The organism is Rubrilithobacter danxiaensis, from assembly GCF_047272945.1.
Lineage (GTDB): Bacteria > Bacteroidota > Bacteroidia > Sphingobacteriales > Sphingobacteriaceae > Rubrolithibacter > Rubrolithibacter danxiaensis.
Window position 1 is genome coordinate 183,915 of sequence record NZ_JBKOPS010000001.1, and the last position, 20,011, is coordinate 203,925.

At 39.0% G+C, this 20,011-nt stretch carries 12 protein-coding genes; 2 read left to right on the forward strand and 10 right to left on the reverse strand.

What is annotated here, in order from left to right; all coding sequences use genetic code 11:
- Positions 1–7: 7 nt before the first annotated feature.
- The 4 genes from ACLCDL_RS00780 to ACLCDL_RS00795 form a co-directional block, all read right to left on the reverse strand.
- Positions 8–757, reverse strand: a complete 750-nt coding sequence (locus ACLCDL_RS00780; RefSeq protein WP_423146080.1) for a hypothetical protein — start codon at positions 755–757, stop codon at positions 8–10.
- 83 nt (positions 758–840) lie between these two features.
- Complete coding sequence (locus ACLCDL_RS00785; protein WP_423146081.1) at positions 841–2,013, reverse strand: DUF5009 domain-containing protein; 1,173 nt, start codon at positions 2,011–2,013, stop codon at positions 841–843.
- An 85-nt stretch (positions 2,014–2,098) separates the two neighbouring features.
- The gene (locus ACLCDL_RS00790; RefSeq protein ID WP_423146082.1) at positions 2,099–2,743 is read right to left on the reverse strand and encodes an HAD family hydrolase; all 645 of its coding nucleotides are present in this window, start codon (positions 2,741–2,743) and stop codon (positions 2,099–2,101) included.
- A gap of 116 nt (positions 2,744–2,859) precedes the next feature.
- Positions 2,860–4,167, reverse strand: a complete 1,308-nt coding sequence (locus ACLCDL_RS00795; protein WP_423146083.1) for a S41 family peptidase — start codon at positions 4,165–4,167, stop codon at positions 2,860–2,862.
- A 242-nt stretch (positions 4,168–4,409) separates the two neighbouring features.
- Between ACLCDL_RS00795 and ACLCDL_RS00800 the strand changes: the two genes are divergently transcribed.
- Positions 4,410–5,747 (forward strand): glycoside hydrolase 5 family protein, encoded by a 1,338-nt coding sequence (locus ACLCDL_RS00800; protein ID WP_423146084.1) that lies wholly within the window; start codon positions 4,410–4,412, stop codon positions 5,745–5,747.
- A gap of 144 nt (positions 5,748–5,891) precedes the next feature.
- Positions 5,892–6,905: a hypothetical protein gene (locus ACLCDL_RS00805; RefSeq protein ID WP_423146085.1), complete on the forward strand. Its 1,014-nt coding sequence runs from the start codon at positions 5,892–5,894 to the stop codon at positions 6,903–6,905.
- A gap of 270 nt (positions 6,906–7,175) precedes the next feature.
- On the opposite strand, the gene ACLCDL_RS00810 is transcribed toward ACLCDL_RS00805, so the two are convergent.
- From ACLCDL_RS00810 to ACLCDL_RS00835, 6 genes are all read right to left on the reverse strand, one after another.
- Positions 7,176–11,291 (reverse strand): hybrid sensor histidine kinase/response regulator transcription factor, encoded by a 4,116-nt coding sequence (locus tag ACLCDL_RS00810; RefSeq protein ID WP_423146086.1) that lies wholly within the window; start codon positions 11,289–11,291, stop codon positions 7,176–7,178.
- A 138-nt stretch (positions 11,292–11,429) separates the two neighbouring features.
- Positions 11,430–13,109: a DUF5060 domain-containing protein gene (locus tag ACLCDL_RS00815; protein ID WP_423146087.1), complete on the reverse strand. Its 1,680-nt coding sequence runs from the start codon at positions 13,107–13,109 to the stop codon at positions 11,430–11,432.
- A 32-nt stretch (positions 13,110–13,141) separates the two neighbouring features.
- Positions 13,142–14,191, reverse strand: coding sequence for a glycoside hydrolase family 26 protein (locus ACLCDL_RS00820; RefSeq protein ID WP_423146088.1), 1,050 nt, complete (start codon positions 14,189–14,191; stop codon positions 13,142–13,144).
- A 76-nt stretch (positions 14,192–14,267) separates the two neighbouring features.
- Complete coding sequence (locus ACLCDL_RS00825; protein ID WP_423146089.1) at positions 14,268–15,149, reverse strand: hypothetical protein; 882 nt, start codon at positions 15,147–15,149, stop codon at positions 14,268–14,270.
- Positions 15,150–15,159: 10 nt separating this feature from the next.
- Entirely contained in the window at positions 15,160–16,662 is a 1,503-nt protein-coding gene (locus ACLCDL_RS00830; protein ID WP_423146090.1) for a RagB/SusD family nutrient uptake outer membrane protein, read from the reverse strand.
- 17 nt (positions 16,663–16,679) lie between these two features.
- Positions 16,680–19,748: a SusC/RagA family TonB-linked outer membrane protein gene (locus ACLCDL_RS00835; protein ID WP_423146091.1), complete on the reverse strand. Its 3,069-nt coding sequence runs from the start codon at positions 19,746–19,748 to the stop codon at positions 16,680–16,682.
- Positions 19,749–20,011: the final 263 nt, after the last annotated feature.

A 20,011-nucleotide genomic window follows, 5' to 3' on the forward strand; every position in this document is an offset into this window, starting at 1 on the left:
TAATAAGTTATCTTTTTTTCCGGGGTTTCTTGCCTACGTTTATCACAATTCCGCCACTAAGCACCGAATTTCCGGCAGTAAGAAATTTCCTGTCTTTAATGCCAAAATTACTTCCGCTTGTAAACTGCAGCTGTACCGACGGAGATAAAACCATTCTGGTAAAAAATACAGGTTCGAGAAAAAGGTTGTCTTCCAGCGGTTGTGCAGCATCATTTCGAATAAAAGTTTTCATATTTATATAGCTGGCCCGCAAAGCAGTACCGTAATTAAGCGGGAATTTCTTTTTGAATAATTTCAATGATTTTTTATTCTTGGAACTGTAATTTACCTGTACAAAAAATTTGTTAAAAGTTGTTTCCTGCCTGTCATACGGAACTATTCCTTCCTCTGTTCTGTCTTTGTAAGTACGTTCACTGCTTCCTCTTCCAAATCCGGTATAAATTTCCAATATCCGGTCCTTCTTCGTTCCGAAAGCAGTAAAATAACCTGCACCTGCTTCCAGTAAGCTATGCCGAAAATCCTTTCTTGTACGATCACTATTCATAAACGATCCGTTAAGGAGGAGGCCGAAATGATTGGAAACTGCATAGGCAGAATTAAAACTGGCATTTCCTTTAAGTGTAATATGGGCAGCGGTATAAACTTCTCCTTTCGTGCTTAACATGGGCGTATTCGGCACATTTGGCATATACAAGGACGAACAACCGGAAAATAAAACAAGACAAACAAGTGAAATAAGCAGAAATCGTTTCTTCATAAAGACGGATAGCAATTAAAGCATAAATACAAGCTAAAACTACAGATGGTTTAAGTTATTGCAACAGAATGCAATTTTACAATTTATACTTTTAGCCGGATTCTTCTTTTTTCAAGTATCCCGGCAAGCCATATTACAAAAAAAGCAACAGCAAATGAGCGTATTATTCCGCCAGTACCATGGATAAGAAAATCCGGAAACCAGAAATGAGTTAAAGTAAAAATTGAGTACAGAAAATAAGGGATGAGGTAACAGGTAAGTGTACTGGTTCCGGCGGGCCGGATATTCTTAAACCAGTTTTGTTTTTCTTTCACATCTACAAGCCAGATCATAAACTCAAAAACAAGGATGCTGATACCAATACAAATAGTAACCCAGGCAGGAGTAGAATGTATCTTAGAAATCCCTTCAGCATAAGGGCGGATAAGATTTCCGAAAGCAATCATCCCGATTCCCAAACCTAAAAGTAATATCCAGAAAAAAGCATCCTTCCCTTTGCCCGCCATTCTGCTATAAACCAAAGAAATAACTACACCTGCCATTGTTAGCGATGCAGAAGACGCATCGCCAATAATCCATATAGAAAAAGGCAGTAAACCTGTATGTGCTGCAATATTAATGAGCAGGAATAGAACCAGCACAACAACAAGAACCGAAAAGCGGCCTTTAGACAGCAGGAAAATACTTCCGCATACCAGATAGGTCCAACCGATTATGCCTAAAATACCCCACCAATAAGGTTTTAGTCCCACCGGCGCTGTCGGTTCTCCTCCCTTAAACAAAAAAGCCATTATAATCAGCAGAAATATTCCTGTTCCTGTAAGTACATTTCGTTTTACTTTAGATAAACTTTCAGGATAATCCAGCCAGATTAAGAAAAAACTGACAGTAATCAAGACTTCCCAAACAGCCCGGGGAAGAATGGCGTTGCTGTTATAATTTTCGAGATTTACATGAAAAAAGCCCATTACAATTAAAGCAAATGAACGGGTAAGTATATAAGTTGCAAGGGCGTAAAAAGAGTGGCCTTTACCCATTCTGTTTTTAATCGCAAAAGGAAGCGATAAACCTACAATAAAAAGAAAAGCCGGAAAAATAGTATCAGCAAAGCCAAGCCCATCGGCATCTGCTTGCACATGTTTTATCCATCCGGGAATATTTTTCACCCCGTCTACATCATTAACAAATATCATTAATAGCATCGTCAATGCTCTGAATACGTCAATAGAGAGCAGTCGCCGGGGAAGCTGTTTCATGAAAAAAGGTTTATAAATGCTAAAGATTACAAAATTTATTAATATTTAGTGCTTTCAATAAATTCTCTTTAGCAGAAGAGACCTTTTAAAGAATAATTGTCAGATCTTCAAACTTTTCTAAAGAAGCCACCTGATCTTCATTTACTTTACCAAAACCATAAGCAGCAAAAATAAAAGGCACTCCGGCTTTTTTACTCGATTCATAATCGCCCATCGTATCGCCTATATAAACGGATGCTTTTAAATCGTGATCTTTAACAATGTCTTTAATATTTTCGGCCTTAGGCATGTTTTTGGTTCCGTAACACTGGTGGCCTTCAAAATATTGTTCGAGTTGGTGCAGTTTCAAGAAAACCTCTATATAGCCGGTCTGGCAATTGCTTACAATGAACAGACGATACTTTTCTGAAAGATAAGCAAGCGTTTTTTCAAGTTCCGGATATAATATTCCTCCCTTTTCTGCCAGCACTTCCAGTTCCTTTTTCGCACATATTTCTTTAAACTCATTCCTTTTTTCCTGGCTCAATGCTGGAAATAATTTATCATAAATAGCGTCATAAGGCATACCGGCAATACCTGCAACTGCTTCAGGAGTAATTTCTTCTTCTATATAACCTACCTTGTCTTTTGCAGCTTGCCAGGCTTCAGCAACACTTACGGTCGAATCCCAAAGAGTTCCGTCAAGGTCAAAGATTATACTGTCGAAACGATTTTTTAGCGAAGTTTCCATGCGGCTGCAAAAATAGATTATTTTTCAACTTCTGATATCATTTTGATTAATCTAAAAGCAAGCCATCCCTGAATACTAAAGGGAGGATTTATCAGTTCTCCCGTCTCTACGGAATATCAATCCAGTATCTTCACAGAATCTATATTTGGCCCGTTCTTTTCAGTATCAGAATTTGCAGGATCTGTTATCCATTCGCCGTCTACAATGAATTTATATTTTATTTTTCCGGGTTCGCTTTGAGTAGTTAACACCCAGCTGTCACCTTTCCTGGCAAGCTTATCTTTATGGTCAGCCCAATCGTTAAATGAACCTGCAACGAATACTTCTTTTGCGTTCGGATATCCTTTTAATTCAAACCTCAGCGTTTTTAATACCGGTTTATCATCTTTGAGTTCTTTTACCCATTCAGAAAGTGCGTTTTTCCATACCGCTTCATCTGTTGTTGCTATTGTATGCTTCATAGCCAGCTGCCGGGCTTTGTAAAGCGCAAGCCGGGGGTTTATAGCTGAATCTGGCTCTACTCCTACTCCTTCCCAGTTTGTTTTCGTGATCGGATTTATTGCTTTTCCAATAGGAATAAACATGTTGAAATGATCATTAACCCGTACATAGCCGCCCGGATTAGCACCTCCTCCGGTTCGTTCGCCAATAATAGTTGCCCTTTTTAAGTTTTTAAGATCATAGGCCAACTCTTCTGCGCCTGAAAAAGTATTTCGGCTTATTAAGATATAAACCGGTTTGTTGAGATACTTTTTACCGGGGACATAGGCATAAGTCCACGATTGTTTGGTTGAATTCCCTTTACGCCAGTACCAGTCTGTAAGATGGACAGGACTTTCAAAAAAATAACTGCAAAGAAAAGGAATGGCATCAGGCGACGAACTTCCGACACAATTACGCAAATCGATTATCAATGCATCTGTATGTGCGATATAGTTCATTGCCGCGGCATACGTATCCCCTGAAAAAGCCGGATCACAAAATATGTCAACATCAATATAACCTATATTTCCTTTTAACACATCTAATTTTCGTAAACCGTAATTTGTATGTTTCAACATCCGGCCAAACCCTTCTCTTTCAGAAGCCGGAATGCTCATAATTTCTCTTTCAGCTTCTTCAGGTATAAGCTCCTCTGAATAATTCATATTTAAATGAAGGTCTTTACTGATATCCCGTAGATCCTGGGTAAGGCGTTTTGCGAATTCATTTCCATCTGTAATTGATCTATATACATTTTTAGCCTCCAGTTTCCGTATATGATTTTCCATCTTTCCGGCAACTTCCGGAAAAACATATTTTTCATGGATGATTTTTAATGTATTATCAATAGTTTCTTTTTTCTTCTGCTCTGATAACTGAGCGAGAGTTGAAAGGGAAAAAGCAAGTATCCCTATAATGCTTAATAAATATTTCTTTCTCATAAATTTAAAAATTACAGAAAGGAATATTCAAGCAAGATGCCAGAGACAAGCAATTGAAGATCAGAATATTAACAAAATTAAAATTAAAAGAATTACTCAAAATTGAACATTTTGTTCAAAACCGAACAAAAACAAGTAGGTATTGAGCTTTATTCTGTAAAGGTAATTATGCTAAAAACAGTATTCAGAATTTACTTTCTTAATTATAAATTATAAATTCATCCTCCCAAATGTTTACATCAATGATCAAAAATTCTCTTCTATTACTTGCTGCAATTCTATTCTTCTTTTCCTGCGGAAGAAAAAAACAGAATAACGAAAATAGCAATTCATCTTCTCCCTTTGTAAAAGTGAACGGCCAGGCCTTTGAAGTAAATGGCGAAGCCTATTTCTACCTTGGCACAAACTTCTGGTATGGCTTGAATTTGGGCTCAAAAGGAGCCGGAGGCAATAGGGAAAGACTGATAAGAGAGCTTGACAGGTTAAAAGCAATGGGCATAAATAACCTGAGGATTGTGGCGGGCAGTGAAGGGCCTGATACCGAACCCTGGAGAATGCTGCCTTCGCTACAGCCCTCGCCAGGAAAATACAACCCGGAAGTTTTAGACGGATTAGACTTTTTGATGTACGAAATGGGGAAAAGAAAAATGTATGCCATCATGTGCCTTAACAACTTCTGGCCCTGGTCTGGAGGAATGGGACAATACCTTGTTTGGGCCGGCGCTGCTGACTCTATTCCTTATCCACCTCCGCATCCGGGCGGTGATTGGGGAAAATATGCCGAGTTTACTGCTCAGTTTTATTCTAATCAAAAAGCAATGGACCTGTTTAACAAGCACATTGAGTTTATTGTTAACAGGAAAAATCCCTACACGGGAACAGAATATAAAAATGATCCGACTATTATGTCGTGGGAACTTGCTAACGAACCCCGCGGCGTAAACAACATTAAAGACTTTTTGAAATGGGTTGATAATACCGCAGGATTAATCAAGAGGCTTGACAGCAATCATTTGGTTACAACCGGAAGCGAGGGAAAAACATCCGATTCCAAAGCATCGGGTACTAATCTTGAAAAAGATCATACCAGCAAAAATATTGATTATGCAACCATTCACATATGGGTACAGAACTGGGGATTTTATGATCCTGACAAGGCCGACTCTACTTATCCTGCTGCAGTTAAGTATGCAATAGATTACATTGACGACCAGGTAAAAATTGCGAATAGGTTAAACAAACCATTGGTACTGGAGGAATTTGGCATTTCAAGAGATTTAAATAATCATGCAGCCGAAACGCCAACGCAAGTGAGAGATAAATACTACAAAGAAATTTTTGAAGAAGTTTATAACCGGGCAGCTAAACCAGAACCAGAGCTTGCAGGAGTTAATTTTTGGGCATGGGGTGGCGAAGGAAGGCCTCGTATACCAAAGGGAGTATGGAAAATGGGTGATGATTTTATCGGAGATCCTCCGCACGAGTTTCAGGGATGGTATTCTGTTTACGATACAGATTCCTCAACAATCGCTGTTATAAAACAATACGCCGATAAAATGAATAGCTTAGGAAATAAATAGTATTTCCCTAAAATTTTTAAAAAAGCTGCTGTAAGGCAACTTTTTTTATGTGAGAAATTATTTCTCATTTTCTCATTTATGTAAACATTTATAGTCATTTTTTAATTAAAGGTTTAATTATTACCTAAACATTAAAATTAAACTATGAAAAGAAAAATTTATTCATCTATCTTCTTTCTTACTCTCGTTGGCCTAACCTATATTGGTTGTAAAGAAGAAGCTGCTGTGAAACCTGTTGATGACGCCTCAAAGCTTTCGAGTATCTGTACCGGTAAAACTGCTTTTGCAAAAGTAGAAAGCAGTAATGTGGCTTCAGTTTCAAACCCGCTTCCTTATGATATCTCTCTATTGGCCAGAAAATCTAACGATGATGGCACTTATACATGGATTTGGTCGGTACAAAATCCAAAACCAGGAAATGGCAAAGATGGAACAAGCCAGGACTTAAGCCACTGGGGAATTTCTTTAGGTGCTTGCGCTTCTTTAAAAGACATTAAAAGTGCCGGAATAAGTACCGATGGTGTTAACTGGAAAGATTTCAATCCCGAATATAAAGAAGACAAAAGCCAGGATTGCTACAAACAACCTGTTTTAAAATTTGACGCGGGCACAAACGGCACTAAAAAAACATATTATCGTTTAATAGTGAAGAAAAACTTTACGATAGAAAAAGTAAAAGCACTTTACAAGTCGGGAAGCAAAACCGGTTGCGGAACTATAGAAATTTGTGGAATAGGAGCTTGTCCTGAAGGGGAAACTCCCTCATGTGACGATCGTAAAACCTTAGCGTCAGACAAAGGCTATCACAACGTAAATTCAGGTACTAAAGAATATTACCGCGGTTCAACTGTACTTGGCTGGTTAAATGTAAATGATGGCTTTGATTTCTGCGGTTCTCTGGTTATCAGCAACGATCTGATTGTAAACTCAAATGGTTTATGTGTAGTTAACGGTGCTTTACAGGTTAATAAAAACCTTACAGTTAACAGCAATTCAAAATTAAAAATAAAAGGTTCGGTACATATAGTTGGTAACTTAATACTTAACAGCAACAGTACTATCGAGTTTGTTGGAGAAGGAAATTCAATTCAGGTGTCTGGTAAAATAACCAAAGCTCCTGATGCTAAAATCATCGGCAAATACTCAGGAAACCTATAAAAATTCAGCATAAATCAGTTTTAATCCTTACCTATAAAAAGTGGAGGCTGTCCAAATTTGGACAGCCTCTTTTCAACTAACTAACCATTTTAACTTTATCCGAAAAAACATAGGGATAAAAGTTATACCAATCTAAAATTCCAACTAACACCGGAAGCTTGCTCTTCTCCCTGCTTTGATAATTCTACTAAAGCAAAAGTAAGGCTGATAAGATATTTACAACAATACAGGAGTTTCAAACTTATGTACTATGTATTATTGAATAAAGGATTAAATTACCTGTATACCGGGCAGTCTTTGCAATGCCCTGAACTCATTTGGAGAGTAACTATACATTTTCTTAAACTCCCGGTAAAAGTATGACTGGTTATTAAATCCTGTACGATAAAAAATCTCTGAAACTGTCAGATCCGTACTTTTTAATAAACGGGCTGCTTCCTGTAAACGAATATTTCTTATTAACTCGCCCGGAGTCATATTCGACAGGGATTTTAATTTGCGGTAAAGAGCTGTTCTGCTAACTGCCAATTCTTTTTCAATAAAAGCTGCGTCCAGAGATTCGTTATCCAGATTATTTTCAATGATTTTTACCAGCTGTTCTATAAATGATTTATCACTTTCCTTCAAGCCTGCATCGCCAATTTTATCAGAAAACTGATCCTGAGAGAATAGCGTATAAAGCCTTTCCTGGTACTCAAGAAGTTTTCTGATCCTTACTAAAAGGTGTTCAGCATGAAAAGGTTTTGGAATATAAGCGTCCGCCCCTACTTCATAACCTTCAATTTTTTGTTCTACCGTTCCTCTGGCAGTAAGAAGAATAAAGGGAATATGGCAGGAATTAGGCGTATTTTTAACAACATTACATAGTTGAAGGCCATTCATGTCCGGCATCATAATATCGCTTACTATTAAATGCGGAATCATTTTATTCATCACATTTAAAGCTTCCCTGCCGTTTCCTGCTTCGTAAACAATATAATTTTCGCTTAGTATATCTTTTAAAAGAAACCGGATAGAGGCATCATCTTCAACAATTAAAATATTTTTACGATTGTTTTCTTCAAAACTTGTAAGCAGCGCTTTTTTATTATTCTCAACAATGGTCTCCTGCTTAACATCCAAAGAATCATATGTTAATGATTGAATAATATAAGATGGTTTTTCTGCTCTGTCGCCGTCTGACACAGTTTTCTGATATATCATCTCCTTGTTAAGAGGGAGAAGAACTTTAAAGGATATCCAGTTATTTTCGCATTTAACTTCGATGGTACCTTTTAAAAGGCTTACCAATTGACGGGTAAAGGCCAACCCGATACCTGAACTTATTTTACTTTGCTGGCTGCCATCAAGTACAAAAAAACGGTTAAAAATTTTATTCAGATCGTTTTCTGAAAGGTTACATCCTGAATTTGCCACTACCAGTTCCAGTTGCTCTGATACCTGATTAACAGAAAACACAATATGCTGCCTGTTTTTACAATGTTTAAAAGCGTTTGAAAGCAGATTATAAATAATCTTCTCGACCTTATCTTTATCTGTGTATAATTCAATTCCTTGTTCTATATGAATAGAATATTCCAAACTTTTTTGCTCACTCAATGGCTCGAACAGTTTGGAAATATTGGTGAGCAAATTAGAGATATTCAACACAGAATATTGATTTACCAGACTTCCGGATTCTGCTTTTCTGAATTCAAGAAGCTGATGCACCAGGTAATGAAGCCTTGAAGCTTCCTGTTTTACAATAGAGAGAAAATAATGGCCTGAAGATTTTTTTTCTGAACGCTCGGCTTTATAAAAGTATCTGTCTATTGCTCCTAATATTAATGTTAGTGGTGTTTGCAGCTCATGTGCTATATTGGTAAAAAAGTTTAGCTGCTCCTGGTGAACTTCTTCGTCTTTCCGGCGAAGCGAATGTTCCAGAATGAGCTTTTGATCCATAATAAACTTATTTTTCCTGTACCTGACAACAAGAAAGCCCGCAAAACCTGCGAGTATAAAATAGCATAAAAAGGCTGGAAGTGTGAGCCAGAAATATTGTTTAATTGTCAGATTAAAAGCAGCAACTTCTTTTGTCCATACACCTTCCCCGTTTGTCCATTTAACCAGTAAAGTATAGTCGCCGGGCGGAATGTTGCTATAAAATATTTTAGGGTCCTGGCCTGAGTAATGCCATACTTTGTCGTGCCCTTCTAAAAAATAAGCGTACTGACATTTCTGCGGATTGGAAAACAGAACCGGCTGTAATTTTAATTCAAAAAAGTTATCTTCTGTAGCCAGCTTATAAGTAGCAGGAACAAATGAATTTTTAGAATTCAGAACTGTAAAGCTGTTTCCGGATTTATTTCGTCCTGCCAGTTTTAATTCTGACAGTAACAGATTGGGCTGGATGGTATTGGTTTGTATCTGTTGTGGCTGGAAATAATTAAACCCGTAAATTCCGCCAAAAAACAAATATCCGTCTTTATTCTTCCACACAGCGTTGTCGCTGAATTCATCGCTTTGCAAACCATCCGCTTCCTTAAACTGGATGATCTTGAGTGTCTGCGGATCAACTTTTGCCAGTCCCTTGTTTGTACTTACCCAGATATTTCCGTCATCATCTTCCTGAACTGCATGAATGGTGTTATTGGGCAATCCGTTCTCATCATGCAGTTTTTTAAAGAAAAGATTTTGTTTTCCTGATTCAGACTCTTTGATCCAGTTTAAACCAAAACTGGTTCCTATCCACAAACGGTTCTTTTTATCTTTATATAACGATAAAACATCGTTGTTAGAAAGGCTTCCATCGTACGAAAACGCTTTAAAAGTTTTAAACTTTTTCGTTCGTTTATCAAACAGACTTAAACCACCGTATCTGCATCCTACCCAAATTGTGTTATTACTACCTTCGGCAAGGGTATAAATCACATTACTGCCCGGACCGGTTTCTGTTCCTGTATAACTAAAGTGTTCCAGGTTGCGTACCTCAAGCTTCCCGTCGGGCAGCCTGTCTAACTTTAGATGAACAAGCCCGTTGGAATTCAAGCCCATCCACACAGATCCGTCGGCGTCACTTAAAACACTATGTACAGAATTAAAAGCAGGATATTTATCACTGTTACTAATATCTTCCCATTTAACCAGTTTCTTCTGTTTTAAATCATATACTGTTATTCCTGCTGCGTCCGAGCCGATATAAACGAGGTCATCTGTACCTTTTTGAATAGAATAAACGCAATTATCAAGCAGGTCTATACCGGTATGAAAAGAATTAATACTGGAAAATGATACATTTTCTTTGCCCAGATTGCGGATTGTTATAATCCCGTTTCCTTTTGTTCCAACCCAAAGCTCCCCGTTTACATCACAAAACGCCCTTATCGGAATATTAAACGGCTGCCCATTGGGCTGGCGTTGTACAACATGTATATAATCGTTCTTTTTTGTAATCTTGACAGAGCCGTTCCCATCTGTGCCAACCCACAGTATTTGCTCTTTACCAGCTAAAAGCGAAGTAATACGAAAATTCTTTAAAGCCGGTACTGCTGCAGACAGCGACTGGGAAGGCTTAAAATGAAGATCGTATTCGCCGAGGCCTTTGGAGGACCATGCAAAAATATACTTATTCTGATAAAAGGCCATTGACCGCACCTGATGCGGTAAAACCTGAACCTTATTACTCAAAAAATTATCGGATATTTCATAAAGCTCCTGTTTTTTTGAGATATAGAACAGTTTTTTATTAACGTAGAAAAAGTTGTCTGTTTCTTTAAAAGTATAAGGTTGTTTTATAAACCCTTTCCCGGTTTTTGTAAAAGTTTCCAGCAATCCGTTATCTTTTAATATCCAGAGATTTCCGTCACTATCAAAGCTTATCTTAACAATGAGCCCTTCACCCAGATTTTTTAAATGCAGCGGTTTAAATGTATTGGAGTTATTATCAAAAACATTGATTGAACTGCTGTAATTAGTAGCGGTGTAAACCACGCCATCCGAATCGATCGCTAGTATAAATCCTTGTCCAGGTGTATTTTGCTTATAGAAAAAGTGCTGAAAGATGCCTTTACTCTTATTATAACGGGAAATTCCGGAAACGGTGCAGATCCAGATATTATCCTTTTTATCCTCATTGATCTGGTAGATAACATTACTTGCAATGGAATTAGAAATATTACCCTTACTATAATTAAAAACGTGAAAAGATGAGCTGTTAAAAAGATTTAAACCGTCCCAGGTTGCCATCCAGATCAGGTTATCCGAATCCTGAAAGATATCATTTATACAACTGTTAGACAGCCCATTGCGGTTATCAAATTGCTGCGAAGTGTATAAAGACTGAGCATTAATCCCTGAACAAATCAATAAGGCGAGCAGCAGCGCATAAAACAGTACACTTTTTTTCATCTTTACACCATTTCCAACTTTATTATTCAATCCCTTTAAAGAAATTCACTAAGGGGATTAAAAAAACTAATTTACTTAACCTTACATAAATTAGCTCTTAATCTTTTAAATGTTACATGTGCTGCACCGCATTAAAAATCATTCCTTTGGTTTTAATATCAGGATCAATTCTTTTTTTGCCGGCAGATTTATTCCCCTAACAGCTACTTCTTTATCCGTTATCGTTGTTTTCTGAAGTTGGTTGTATGTGCGGCTTGAAGGATTAAAAGATTGAATTATGCCAATATTTTCCTGCCGCACATTTAAAGAAACCGTTGTATTTACTGCAGAACCTGTATTGTTTAATAAATAAACAAAGTATGCTCTTCCACATTTAACTCCCATTGCTTCGACGATACCGGCATTTACAGGAATCTGCTCAAACGACCCCTTCCCGGCTTTTAACATTTTATCACTGATCTCCTTCACTGAGTTAAAATAAGGTGTCATATTACGGTTATCGAACAGCTCCCACCACCACGACATTGGAAGTACGGGAGTTGGAGAAAACAGACCGTACCAAAGGCCTCTTTTATAATCAAAATCAAAACCTTCTCCATATTCCGGATTATCATCTTCCCACCTGAAACCAAATTCGCCCACAACATAAGGCTTATTAAAAGTTTCTATATACTGCGGATAAATCGAAGGAATCCGTTCTGTTCGTTTATAAATATGCTTTTGATTAAAATCTATATAAGGGATAGAATTCAGGCCCATGATATCCCTGTGCGAAATACTTGTTGTTACCATATGGTTATACGGATCAATATCTTTCAGGTAACGACTCATCTCGTTATGCCATTGAGCAATGGCATCGTGTGGAATAAGAATACTGTCTGCAGCGGTATATGCGGCGTTATCAATTTCATTAAAAAATTCCCATGCCGCAATGTTGGTACTGTACCCCCAGCGGGCAACTACATACCTTAACTTATCTTTATACTTTTGCTGCGATGATTGTAATGTAAAAAATTCGGCAGGAGTTTTTGCCGGGCCCCCGTTCTTTTGATTATACGGACTGTTTTTCCATCCTCCTTCCTGCATTAAATGCCCGTGCCAGTCGAGTGTTAACATAAAGTACAGATTTAGCGAATCGCACATGTTTACCAGCTCGTCCATCCGCCTGATAGCTCCTGGATTAAAATAATTATCTGTATCGGAGTACCGCTTGGTGTGGTTTACTTTTTTCCATTCGAGTGGCAAATTCCAGTAACACATCCATGTTCTGAAAAAGTTTGCACCGTTTTTAGAAAGCGAAGGCAGGAGATAATCGTATGTCCACTTGTCATTTTCAAAAGAGCGGGATTCCCATCCAACATTTTCACCTATTCCCCTGAACAGGTTTCCGTTATCAAATTTAAAAGTCCACAGATCATTTTTATGCAAAAAACCTTGTGCTTTTGACTGTTGTACATTGAACCTGCTTACCGGAGTTTCCGTTATTCCAGACTGTTCTGTCAGCCTGAAATTATACGTGTATAACCCGGCTTCCTGCGGAGTGAAACGTGCTTTCCATAACTTCCCGGTTTTATCCGCAGCTTCAAAATAACACGGAAGATACAAAGGTTTACCTGAAGGAGATGTTAAAATTAAATCTAAACTTACCTCTTTCTGATTATATGGGTTTATAAAGGTTTTATTGAGAATGATATTCCATTCTGCCTTTTTATACTGTAAAACCAGCGAATTAATTAAGGTTGGTTTTATTTCAATATTTTGAGCATATAGTGTGCAGCAAAGTAATAATGAAAGGATTGAAACAATAAACTTCCGCATATTCTCTTGGATAATGAAAATGAAACTATCTGTTATTTATTATTCCAACCGGGTAATTCATCCAACGTTAAAACCCTTGAGGACAGGTGCACGCTCTTAATCTCATCTTCAGAATTTTTATCAAATTCGAGTTCCGACCATCCCATAAAAAATGTCCATTTAGGCTGAGTTATGAGTTCAGAAACCGTTGGCAATTTCTGGCATTCGCCAATGGCAATAGGTTTACCTTCGGCCACCGTTACCATGGCGTTGTATTTTGCTGCAGTATAACCAGTGCCATCGTAAATATCCAAAGCCGCAACATCCCAGTATTCGTTTCCGGGATTATACGCAGTTAAATCGGTAGCTAAAGTTGAAAAGTCCTGCATATCCCATACCCAGATCAGGTTAGTGAGGCCTTTGGTTTTTGTAAGATAATCGTGGGTTATCTGATACAATTTACGGGTTCCGTTTCGCCCTGGCCGGCCGCCCCACCAAAAAGCGCCCTGGTTCATCTCATGTAAAGGGCGCCATAAAACTTCTACTCCATTTTCTTTTAAAAATTGCAGGTACACTGCTACTTCATCCATCATCGCTTTCCAACGCATATTAATAGCAGTTCCATCTGTAATCAGTTCATTCCATTGGTCATCAGAAAGCTTGCTAAGTACACCGTTTGAGTCCCAGCCGCAGGGCTGCGAAAGTGCAGGATTGCAGGCGTGCCACATAATATTTATTACAGCGCCCTTTTTCCATTGATTTAGTGCTTCATTTACCATCAACTGCCGATTGTTAATGTTATCGGCCTGAAACAAGAAATCCCCGCTCCACAACCCGGGATATTTGCCCGTAGTTTTATAAACTTCATCAGTCCATTTAGCAGGAGTTGCATTAGGTTCGCGGTTATGGATACCTGCAATGGTTTTAGAACCGGATATGCTGTAAAGGAAATTAAGCGTTTTAAAAGGAGTAACAGGAATTTCTGTAGTCGGTTCCTTGTCGTCATCCTTCACTACATTCTTTTTATCGGCCTTGCAGGCCGTAAAAGCAAATGAAGCAATTAATAAAAGATAAAATATTTTTGATATGTTTCGTTTATTCATGAGTTTAAATTATCGGCTTAAATAAAAATTGAACTGCAGCTTTTGGAAACTGCAGTTCTATTCTGATAAAATTTGATTATTGCTTTTGGAGAACATACCAAAAAGATCCGCTTCCCTGCACGTCCATCCTGCCCCATTCATTATCCCACGCAATGTCTTTAGCTCCGGGATTAAAAGGCAATTTCAGTGTATTTTTGTTATTAGAGAAGGCTATTTCGAAGGTTTGTCCCTCATTTGGTGTACCGGCATTAAAAATCATCTTTTTACCTGGAATATCTAATGACCAGGTTCCCGAAGGAAGCAGTTTTTTGAACTTGTAGTTGAAATTGGTGCCTGTATGAATAAAATCTTCCAGGGAATTTCCGTCAGCACCGGATTCAAAAGTATAAGTACCATACACTGAAGATCCTTCCGCACCTTCGAGGTTAAACTTAAGTGTATTATCCAAGTTCTTATTAAGTTCAGGGAAGTAATTTACCAGGTTATCATCGTGGTTTCCCCAGCCCCATGATTCTCCGTCGCCAATCCAATGGTCGAAGCGTACCTGCTCTACTTTCCATGTACCGTCCAAATCAAATACAAACTCTTTGATTTTCATAACCCAGGTACGTGTTTTTCCGGATTCGGCTGTTACAGTATAAGTAAGAGCGCTATCTGCATTTAAAAAATCAACGGTTTCTCCGGATGCAGGAGAAACGGATGCTCCAATAGAGGCCATAATACGCGGAGTCACTTTAGAAAGATCGATGGTACCGGCTTTAACATTAATTAATACAGTATCTCCTCCATTTCCCCGAATAATTGCAGCAGGCCCAATTTGTCCCTCTCCTATAGAAACTTCCTCTATTGAGCGCTCGTTGTTTTCAACATCTGCAAAGGGATCTTTCTGACAGGCGCTGAAAATTAAAATCAGTGCGAATAAAAACGCAATATTTAATAGTATAGTATTCCTTTTCATGTTATTGGCATTACTGGTTAATTAAAGGATTGGTATCAATTTCCTGCTGCGGAATCGGGAAGAAATAAGCGCCGCTGGTAATGGTTTTACCATATTTCTGTACAAGCACCTTATCCATTGAATTTGTACGCCTCAGATCGAACAGGCGATCGCCTTCAAATGCAAGTTCCCACGATCTCTCCTGAATTACTGCATCGCGAAAAGCCTGTGCACTTAAATTTGGAGCTAAATCTCCTATACCGGCCCTGTTTCTGATCTTATTGATGGCCGCATATCCTTCGGGGGTAGGGCCGCTGGCTTCTGCATAAACCAATAAGATATCGGAATACCGAATAACAGGAGAATTGGTGCTGTTTGCATCTCCTACCCGGTTCGGATCTATGTATTTGCGTGTAAAAGGCCGGCTGAAATCGGTAATCTTCAAATTATATACGTTTCCTTCGGGATCTTTTACTGACGAAACGATCAGATCGGTCTTTCTTTTGTCGTTACTGGCGTAACTGTTATAAATTCCGGGTTCAGTTTGAAAATGGTTCCATCCGGCTTTACAAATAGTGCCGTCTGGCAGCGTCATATCAAATCCGCTTCCAACGTAGGGTATAAACATCAGCGGAAGCTTGGAAAAGTTTCCTTCCTGCTCGCCCGAACGATCAACCGCTGCATCGAAAATATGTTCGGTAACATTGCCTGCATTTTTATATTTACTGATATCCCAGATATCTAATAAGTTATCTGTAAAACCATACACTGATTGCCCGTTAATGACTTTGCCTGCGTAGGTTTTTGCATTTGCATACATTTCATCAGAATTGCTTACAAAGTCGTAACCCGGTGAGCCTGAACTTTTAGCAGAAGCAAGAAAGAGGTACACTTTTGACAAAAGTGCCTGTGCCGCGACTTTATTAGCACGACCCTCTCTTTTATCTGTTCCCATTAACTCCTCAGCCTTTTGCAGATCGCTGATTATTAAATTGTAAATGTCGTTAAGAGAAGCTTTGGCAGCAGGAAGCTGATCGGATGAGGTGATTGGCTCTAATCTTAAAGGAACTTCGCCAAACAACCGAACCAGGTTGAAGTAATTTAGTGCTCGTAAAAAATATCCTTCCCCAACAATCTGATTTTTTCCTGCCTCTGCCATTGTTACATTCGGAACGTAGCTTATTACCGAGTTCGCCCTGGTTACTGCAACATACATGTAGCTCCAGATAACATTTAAAAAGGAATTATTAGCTGTTGAGCGCAATTCATCAAACTCAAACTGATCTGCACCGGCGTCTGATTTCTGAGTCAGGTTTTCAGTAGGTTCTTCGGTAATAACATAATATCCCCGTGAATAATAACCTACCTCCGGAAGGATTGCGTAGGCATACACTATTGCAGCGTTCGCATCTGCTTCCGTTTTATAAAAATTAGCGGTTGATGATTCCCCGTACGGAACTTCCTCCAGTTTGGCACAGCTGCTAAATAAGGCTCCACAAATCAGGGAAGTATATATATATCTTTTGTATTTCATAATCATTCAGTTTATTGTTAAAATCCTACATTCAATCCCAGTGAAAAAGCTCTTGTTTTCGGATAGGTTCCTTCGAATACGCCGTTAGCACTTACTTCAGGATCTGAACCTGCAGGGAATTTTGTGAAGGTGTAAAGGTTATTTCCTGAGAAATAGAGACGCACATTTTTCACGCCCTTAATTAACCCTTGTTTCAGGTTATAGCCTACAGTTACGTTCTGGATTCTTAAGAAAGACCCGTCCTGAATAAACCAGTCGGATGCCCAGTATCCTCTGTTTGAATTTACCCGTGGATATTCATTACTTGGATTATCCGGAGTCCATCTTTGCAGCTGGGCACTCGGAGAAAATTTTTGCAGGTTAAATACGTCATTTCCCTGAACTCCGTAAAACTGAGCGGCAAGATCGAATCTTTTATATTTTAAGGAGGTATTAAAACTGTAAATAAAATCAGGATTTGGATTACCGATAATAGTACGGTCGTTCGGATCTACTACCCCGTCGCCATTCAGATCGACATACTTTATTTCTCCCGGCTGAGCCATTTCGCCTGTTAAACCGGCTTCCAGCCCTTCTGCTTCTGTTTGTATAATCCCGTCGGTTTTATAACCATACATAGCATATAACGGTTGCCCTACTGTATAAGAAGTTACTGCCTGGCGCACCCGCTCAATATAGTAAGGGTCCAGAATCTGCCCTAATTCACCCATGGCTACCACCTTGTTACGGTTTACACCGATATTTCCTCCTACGCTCCATTCCACTGCTCCTCTTAAAATGTCGGCATTTAATCCTAACTCAACACCCTTATTATCAATAGTTCCGTCGTTCACCCACTGGCGGCCGTATCCGGAAGATGGATTAATATTCCGCTCTCTCAAAAGATCGTAGGTTCTCTTGGTATAATAGTCGAAAGTAAGTGTATAACGCTGATTATAAAGTCCCAGATCAAACCCAAGATCCAGCGAACGTGTGGTTTCCCATTTCAAACTCTGATTGGCAAGGCCTCCGAAAATACTCAGCCCCTGCTGGTTCTTACCCAGATCAAGCCCCGGACCATAACCTGTTACGAAAGCCGAACCGTTCCAGTACCTTGAAGAACCTAAGCGATCTAACGTTTGATATGGCTGAATTCCCTGGTTTCCGGTTACACCATAGCTGGCTCTTAACTTCAATTCAGATATATTTTTTACTGACTGTAAAAAACCCTCTTCGTTCACTTTCCAGGCAAAAGCTCCCGAAGGGAAAAATGCCCATTTATTATTTGCACCGAACTTTGAAGAACCGTCAGCTCTTCCTGTAAGTGTAAAAAGATAGCGGTTTTTAAATGTATAATTTATACGTCCCAACCATGAATTTAAAGCTGTGCGTGTAAGGTCATTATTCACAAACTGCTGAACTGCTCCGGAAAGCTGCTCATTCTGCAGGTTATCATTTACAAAGTTACGCCCGGTAAGGTTGCTTGTACGGATAACATTTGACTCGGTAGTATAACCTGCAACTGCATTAATGCTGTGATCAGTTCCAAAGCTTTTTGTTACAGTAAACCAGTTTTCGTTTATTAACTGATTGTTTGACCAGTTATTGATCTGGCCCTGTCCGTTGAAAAGATTACCTGTAGAAGTAATATTTCTGGGATCATAGCGGTCATAAATCGAACTTCCGTATTTACTGCTAAGCTGCGACCTGAACTGTAACCATGGAGTAATCTCGATATTGGCATACAGCGAGCCCATCAGATCAAGGGTTTTAGTAGCATCTAAAACTTCGTTAGCCCATGCAACAGGGTTACCAAAATCCTGGGCTCCGGTTCTGAAATAGGCTCCTGTAACAGGATCAATTGCCGGAAATATTCTGGAACGGCCTACAAAATCCGAAAGCTGCAACCCGTTATTTTTAGTATGAGTAATTAAAACGTTTGTTCCGGCTGTAATATGTTTGGTAAGCTTTTGGTCTAAGCTTAACCGTGCATTGTATTTGTTGAAATAGTTTTTAATTGCAAGTCCTTCTTCGTTATAGTAGTTACCGGAAATGGAGTACTTGGTATTTTCGTTGCCGCCATCTGCAGAAAGCGTATAGCTATGCGAAACAGGGTTTCTTAAAACAAGATCTGCCCAGTCTGTATTATATGCCCATTGCGGCTTATCAGGATCTAATCCACGGAGTTCTGCAATAGATGGAAAATAAGTCCCTTCTCTTACTCTTCCAACATATATCGGATCTGTTCCTCCATTGATTGCGGCCTCATTTGAAATTGTAGCCTCTTCTACCGGATTTCGCCACAGATCAAGTTTATTAGCTAAGGTTGAAACTGTTTGCAAGGTGCTGAAATTAATTCTGGCCTGCCCGGCTTTTCCTTTACGGGTCGTTATCATAATTACTCCGTTTGCTCCACGTGACCCATAAATAGCCGCCGAAGAAGCGTCTTTAAGCACTTCTATAGACTCTATATCTTCCGGATTAATTTGTTTCAGCCCTCCTGCAGAACCCCATGGAAAACCATCAACAACTACCAGTGGACTGTTATCGCCGTTTAAAGAATTGGCTCCGCGGATTCTTACCGTTACTCCTGCGCCCGGCCGGCCGGAAGGAGCAACTACCTGTAATCCCGGAATTTTTCCCTGCAAGAGCTGGTCAACATTACCTGCGGGAGTCCTGTTTAACTGGTTGCCTTTAAGAGAAGCCACAGAACCGGTCAGATCGCTCTTTTTGGTAGTTCCGTAACCTACAACTACTACTTCCTGTAAATCGGTTGAACTTGACTGTAGTGTTACATTAATTGTAGCCTGGCCCGCCTTCACCTCAATTTCACGGGTTTTCATTCCGATGTAAGAGAATATTAGTGTTCCTTCTGCTGCAGGTAAACTGATTTTGTAAACTCCGTCGGCGTCCGAAGCAGACTGAACAGCAGTTCCTTTTACCGCTACAGAAACTCCCGGAAGAGGCAAGCCCTGCTGATCTGATACTTTACCGGTTATTACATGCGGCTGTTGCGCATATAAATAATTCACATTTAAAATAAGGGCTAATAACAACGCACCTAACGGCACTCTCTTTATTACCCTTCTCAGTAAAACTTTATTCATAGTAATTATTAGATTTCTGATATTCATATTTATGCAGATTTATACAGCTTGACTACTTAAAATAGCGGATGCAGACTTAAACCAAGATCTCTTAACTGTGAATAGCTACAGCCCACATTCGTATTTCCGGGTGGAAAAAAAGGGCGTTCTGCATTGAGCAATTTCCTGTATTGCCAATGGTAAAGGATTGCATCCTTTGAAATAAAATTCTTTAGCATATTTATAATTGGTTTGGAAAGCAATTATAAAAAGCCGCTATTTCT

Coding starts and splice junctions, on each gene's coding strand:
- ACLCDL_RS00795 (WP_423146083.1), bottom strand. CDS start 4,167: ATGAGAAAGAAATATTTATTAAGCATTATAGGGATACTTGCTTTTTCC.
- ACLCDL_RS00780 (WP_423146080.1), bottom strand. CDS start 757: ATGAAGAAACGATTTCTGCTTATTTCACTTGTTTGTCTTGTTTTATTT.
- ACLCDL_RS00805 (WP_423146085.1), top strand. CDS start 5,892: ATGAAAAGAAAAATTTATTCATCTATCTTCTTTCTTACTCTCGTTGGC.
- ACLCDL_RS00785 (WP_423146081.1), bottom strand. CDS start 2,013: ATGAAACAGCTTCCCCGGCGACTGCTCTCTATTGACGTATTCAGAGCA.
- ACLCDL_RS00830 (WP_423146090.1), bottom strand. CDS start 16,662: ATGAAATACAAAAGATATATATATACTTCCCTGATTTGTGGAGCCTTA.
- ACLCDL_RS00800 (WP_423146084.1), top strand. CDS start 4,410: ATGATCAAAAATTCTCTTCTATTACTTGCTGCAATTCTATTCTTCTTT.
- ACLCDL_RS00825 (WP_423146089.1), bottom strand. CDS start 15,149: ATGAAAAGGAATACTATACTATTAAATATTGCGTTTTTATTCGCACTG.
- ACLCDL_RS00810 (WP_423146086.1), bottom strand. CDS start 11,291: ATGAAAAAAAGTGTACTGTTTTATGCGCTGCTGCTCGCCTTATTGATT.
- ACLCDL_RS00820 (WP_423146088.1), bottom strand. CDS start 14,191: ATGAATAAACGAAACATATCAAAAATATTTTATCTTTTATTAATTGCT.
- ACLCDL_RS00790 (WP_423146082.1), bottom strand. CDS start 2,743: ATGGAAACTTCGCTAAAAAATCGTTTCGACAGTATAATCTTTGACCTT.
- ACLCDL_RS00835 (WP_423146091.1), bottom strand. CDS start 19,748: ATGAATAAAGTTTTACTGAGAAGGGTAATAAAGAGAGTGCCGTTAGGT.
- ACLCDL_RS00815 (WP_423146087.1), bottom strand. CDS start 13,109: ATGCGGAAGTTTATTGTTTCAATCCTTTCATTATTACTTTGCTGCACA.